The sequence below is a fragment of the Sporomusa sp. genome (assembly GCF_057736855.1).
The window spans coordinates 1-5,240 of record NZ_JBYKYF010000219.1; the positions used below are offsets into that span (position 1 = coordinate 1).

The window sequence follows — 5,240 nt, forward strand, 5'->3', positions numbered from 1 at the left end:
ATTAGTTTTTTGGGGTGTTAGCATTATATTTCAGCCATATATATTTATTGAGACAAATCAGGGCATTTATCAAACCATTCCGGTAAAGTCGGGTGAAAAGTTAACTCTCACGTTTATTCACTCTGTGCAACGGACACCGGTGGTTGAAAATTTTATTATCGGTGACTCGTATCAGATGATTTTAGATTCTACCGAGTATCAATCGTTTGGGGTAGGACTTCCTTTTTTGGCGGAAGACGGGAATTTCCAGATCGAGAAAGATAAATTTGTTATGAAAGGAATGAACAGACCCCAACCGTGTTTACGCTTACGCACCGGGCCGGAGGCAAAAGTATCGTTGCTGTATGCAGGCCAGACGATTCCTCTCTATAGCCTATTTCCAGCAGGAACGCTTGTTACAGTTAGGCTGGGGCCGCTGTATTCGTACTGGTTCTAATTGTGATTCAATTTCGGGATTATATATTTTCCGCACAAAAGACGAGGGAGGCGAATAATTTTAATGAAGCAAACACTTTCTGCAGAAGAGATACTAAAAAAATATGACAAAGAATCCGATACACGCCAATATATCGGCCCGATGGCTTATATAGTCAGTGTTATTGCTATTGTTTTTTCACTATTTCAATTATATACGGCTATATTCGGCGTATTGGATGCTCACCTGCAACGGGCAATCCACCTAGGGTTTGGACTCACACTGGTTTATTTGCTTTATCCGACACGTAAATCCTGGTCAAGAAGCAAATTGCATCCTGTTGACTTATTGTTGGCCATTCTCGGAGCCGCAGCTCCTTTATATATTGTCATACTGTACCAGGAGCTTGTTTTACGGGCCGGCACAGTGACAACGACCGACTTAACTATGGGCTTGCTGGGAATTGTGCTTGTTTTGGAAGCTGCCCGGCGGGTAGTTGGCTGGCCTATGGTCATTGTCGCTACTGGCTTTGTTGTGTATGCATTCGCCGGGCCTTATATGCCTGATATATTGGCGCATAAGGGCGTAGATGTCAGCGAGTTGGTGGGACATTTATTCTTTACTACGGAAGGCATTTTCGGTATTCCTCTGGGCGTTTCTTCCACATTTATCTTTTTATTTATTCTGTTTGGTGCTTATTTGGAAACTACTGGCCTGGGCAAATTTTTTATTGATATCGCAAATGCGATAGCTGGCTGGGCTAGAGGCGGACCGGCCAAAGTGGCTGTTTTGTCCAGTGCTTTAATGGGGACAGTTTCCGGCAGTTCGGTTGCCAATGTTGTTGGCACAGGCAGTCTCACCATCCCGATGATGAAAAAGCTTGGCTATAAGCCGGAGTTTGCCGGGGCGGTCGAAGCGGCTGCCTCAACAGGTGGACAGCTAATGCCTCCTGTCATGGGAGCGGCGGCCTTCCTGATGGCTGAATTTGTTGGTATTCCTTATATTGAGGTCGTTAAGGCGGCTGTGATCCCGGCTATTCTGTATTATGCCGGCATTTGGATCGGAGTTCATTTTGAAGCCCGCAAGGAAGGATTGAAGGGAATTCCACGCAAGGAACTGCCTAACGTTAAGGAGTTATTCTTTGAGCGGGGGCATCTGGCTCTGCCATTACTTGTTATTGTTTATTTGCTGGTTGCTGGCTATACGCCAATGAAAGCAGCTTTGTGGGCCATTGTTCTAGCGATTGTTGCCTCGATGCTGCGAAAGTCTACCAGAATTACCCCTAAACAAATTATTCAAGGTTTAGAAAACGGTGCTCGCGGCGTATTAGGCGTTTTGGTAGCTTGTGCCACAGCCGGTATTATTATTGGTGTTGTTACCAAGACCGGAATTGGGCTAAAGCTTGCGTCAGCGCTCATTGAGCTGGCTGGTGGACAATTATTGCCGGCTATGTTCTTTACCATGGTTACCTCGTTAATTCTGGGAATGGGTGTTCCCACAACTGCCAACTATGTTATCACTTCAACCATTGCTGCTCCGGCACTAATTCAAATGGGAGTACCCATATTAGCAGCCCATATGTTTGTTTTTTATTTCGGAATTATTGCTGATATTACCCCGCCGGTAGCGCTGGCGGCATTTGCTGGTGCAGGCATTGCTGGTGCCAAACCCATGCGGACGGGTGTTAATGCGGCAAAGCTGGCAATAGCGGCTTTCATTGTTCCGTATATCTTTGTTCTCTCACCCATATTATTAATGATTGGAGCAACAGCAGGTTCAATACTTTTAAGCAGTCTAACCGCCATTTGCGGGATGATGGGATTAGGTATAGCGATGATAGGCTATTGTATTACTGATGTTAGTTATTTCGAACGTGTCCTCTTTTTCATTGGGGGCATACTGATGGTTGATCCAGGCCTGGTTACGGATGCTATCGGATTCGCCATTTTAGTTATTCTTACTGGCGCCCAAATTATAAAGGCTCGCCGCCAGAAGGAAAATGTTAAAGGAATATCGCAGTAAGGTTTGGGGAGAGTTCCCTGGTTTTGACACTACTTATTAAGAGGCAGCTTCATAGGAACTGCCTCTTAATATTATTCATGTTACCATTTTATTTATGAAGGTATTTGGCAAAATGAGCATAGATATATTCTGATACGAATGTATACAGCTTGACATTTATTCATATGCATTGCTACAATTATAGTGTTAATATACGTGTTGATTTATCACGAAAGAGTAAGGGGAAGGTTGAGCGAGGATGAAAAATTACAAAACGCTGCTAAGGATGGTACTCTGCTTAGCAATAGTCGCTTTTGGTGTGATGTTGACCGGATGTTCTAGCGACAAAAAAGAAGCAGAAACCAAAACAGCAGACAAAAAGGTGTTCCGAGTAGGTATGGAATGTGGTTATGCTCCTTTTAACTGGACGCAGACTACTCCTGACAATGGTGCGGTTAAAATTAAAGGCAGTCAAGAATATGCTATGGGCTATGATGTCATGATTGCCAAAAAGATTGCTGATTCCATGGGGTGTGAGCTGGAAATACATAAGATTGAGTGGGACGGCTTGGCTCCTGCTGTAAACGCCGGTAAAATTGATGCAGCTATTGCTGGTATGAGCATCACCAGCAAGCGGAAAGAAACCGTTGACTTTTCTTCTGTGTATTACAATGCTGAGATTGTTGCGCTTACGAGAAAGGACTCTCCGTTTGCTGCTGCTAAGAATTTAGAAGATCTTAAAGGCGCTGTTGCCACATCACAGCTTAATACTGTTTGGTATGATTTGCTAAAACAAATTCCCGATGCGAAAATTCAACCTGCTATTGATAATGTTCCTGGTATGATTGTTGCTTTAACTTCCGGTAAGGTAGATGTTCTGGCTACCGATAAACCAACAGCTATGGCTGCCGTATATGCCAACCCAGGCTTAGTTATGCTGGATTTTAAAGGTGGACAAGGGTTTAAGGTAGCGAGAGAAGAAGTTGAAATGGGTATTGCGGTTGCTAAAGGAAGAAGTGATGACCTACTAGAAAAAATTAACAAAGCCCTGAGTACATTGACCGAAGCTGATCGCGACAAACTGATGGAACAAGCCATTAAGATACAACCATTAGCGAAATAATCAGTAGTATTGATGGGATGGCAATAGCCATCCCTAAGATTTATTATTATCAAGGTGGAAAAAAACATGACAAGTTCTATGCCGGTAACCTTTTTTGAGTGGGTTTATTTTTTGCTCCAGCAATACGGTGCACTCTTTGTAAAAGGCGCTCTAGTTACACTATTATTAGCTGTTGGTGGTACGATAATTGGCTGTATAATTGGCTTGTTTGTAGGTATCCTGCAAACCATACCAATTAACCCTAAAGATGGTATAATTAAGAAGGGGTTTCTTCGATGTATTAGAGCCATTTTAGCTGCATATGTTGAGGTTTTTCGTGGTACGCCCATGATTGTACAGGCAATGGTTGTATATTACGGATCTATGCAACTTTACGATATCGATATGTCGCCGCTATTTGCTGGTTTCCTGGTTGTTTCTGTGAATACAGGCGCCTATATGGCTGAGACCGTCCGTGGCGGTATCATTTCTATTGATGTAGGACAAACGGAGGCGGCTAAAGCCATTGGCATGAATCATTTTCAACTGATGTCTTATGTTGTTTTGCCGCAGGCATTACGCAATATTATGCCGCAAATTGGTAACAATCTGATTATTAATATCAAAGATACTTCGGTGCTTAATGTTATTTCGGTAACTGAGTTATACTTTTTATCCAAATCAGCCGCTGGTGCTTATTACCGTTATTTTGAAGTATTCTTTATTACTTGTGCTATTTACTTTATTATGACCTTTGCAGTCTCACGCTTTTTACTATGGATAGAAAAGAAAATGGATGGTCCTGATAACTATTCCTTAGTTCCATACGATCCTTTGGCTGATCCATGTGGGCCGTTTACTCCAAAGAAAGGCAGGAATTAAGGAATGGATAATAAAGTTTCCGCAAACAATGCACCACGAGTGCTGAAAATTAAAAACCTGGTAAAATACTTTGGTGACCGGGAAATTCTTAAAAATATTAGTTTTGATGTTTTTCAGGGTGACGTTATCTGTATTATTGGTGCCTCAGGTTCTGGTAAATCGACCATGCTCCGTTGTATCAATATGTTGGAAACACCGACCTCAGGCGAGATTATTCATGAAGACCGAAACATTGTAGAAGAACAAGATAACCTGACGTTGTACCGGACAAAAGTTGGTATGGTATTTCAACAGTTTAACTTGTTTAATAATATGACTGTACTAGAAAACTGCATGATAGGCTTAGTTAAGGTGTTAAAGCAGGATAAGCAAACCGCTAAGCAAACCGCTCTCCATTTTCTAGAGAAAGTTGGCATGGCACAATATATTAATGCCAAGCCGCACCAACTGTCAGGGGGTCAAAAGCAAAGAGTGGCCATTGCTCGGGCTCTGGCTATTCAGCCACAAGTCCTGCTGATGGACGAACCGACTTCGGCGCTGGACACACAAATGGTTGGCGAAGTATTGGCCGTTATGCGCGAGTTGGCTAAGGAAGGTCTAACCATGATCATTGTTACACATGAGATTGCTTTTGCTCGTGACGTTGCCACTCGCATCATTTATGTGGAAAATGGGGTTATTGTTGAAGATGATACGCCAGATGTTATCTTTAATAATCCTAAAGATCCGCGGACGAAAGCTTTCCTTTCCCGGGTAACTTCGAACTAATTGAATGACCATAATTAGGTTCTTTGTCAAATGTTGGGGTAAAGCATAAAGTGTAGTGGAGCAGGGGATATA

At 42.7% G+C, this 5,240-nt stretch carries 5 protein-coding genes; all 5 read left to right on the forward strand.

Annotated elements, in window-relative coordinates:
- Positions 1 to 436 (forward strand): DUF1850 domain-containing protein (locus tag AC29Z1_RS13010; RefSeq protein WP_488271884.1); only part of this gene is annotated, 436 nt, incomplete at its 5' end.
- Between the two features lie 141 nt (positions 437 to 577).
- Positions 578 to 2,437 (forward strand): TRAP transporter permease, encoded by a 1,860-nt coding sequence (locus AC29Z1_RS13015; RefSeq protein WP_488271887.1) that lies wholly within the window; start codon positions 578 to 580, stop codon positions 2,435 to 2,437.
- 238 nt (positions 2,438 to 2,675) lie between these two features.
- Positions 2,676 to 3,539 carry a transporter substrate-binding domain-containing protein gene (locus AC29Z1_RS13020; protein WP_488271885.1) on the forward strand — a complete coding sequence of 288 codons (864 nt, stop codon included), beginning with the start codon at positions 2,676 to 2,678 and terminating at the stop codon, positions 3,537 to 3,539.
- 66 nt (positions 3,540 to 3,605) lie between these two features.
- Complete coding sequence (locus AC29Z1_RS13025; protein ID WP_488271886.1) at positions 3,606 to 4,400, forward strand: amino acid ABC transporter permease; 795 nt, start codon at positions 3,606 to 3,608, stop codon at positions 4,398 to 4,400.
- A 39-nt stretch (positions 4,401 to 4,439) separates the two neighbouring features.
- A complete protein-coding gene (locus AC29Z1_RS13030) occupies positions 4,440 to 5,168 on the forward strand; it encodes an amino acid ABC transporter ATP-binding protein (RefSeq protein ID WP_488271888.1) in 729 nt (242 codons plus the stop codon).
- The last annotated feature ends 72 nt before the right edge of the window (positions 5,169 to 5,240 follow it).

Bases quoted from the DNA above. Each gene is read 5' to 3' on its own strand.
- AC29Z1_RS13015 (WP_488271887.1), top strand. From the start codon at position 578: ATGGCTTATATAGTCAGTGTTATTGCTATTGTTTTTTCACTATTTCAA.
- AC29Z1_RS13020 (WP_488271885.1), top strand. From the start codon at position 2,676: ATGAAAAATTACAAAACGCTGCTAAGGATGGTACTCTGCTTAGCAATA.
- AC29Z1_RS13025 (WP_488271886.1), top strand. From the start codon at position 3,606: ATGACAAGTTCTATGCCGGTAACCTTTTTTGAGTGGGTTTATTTTTTG.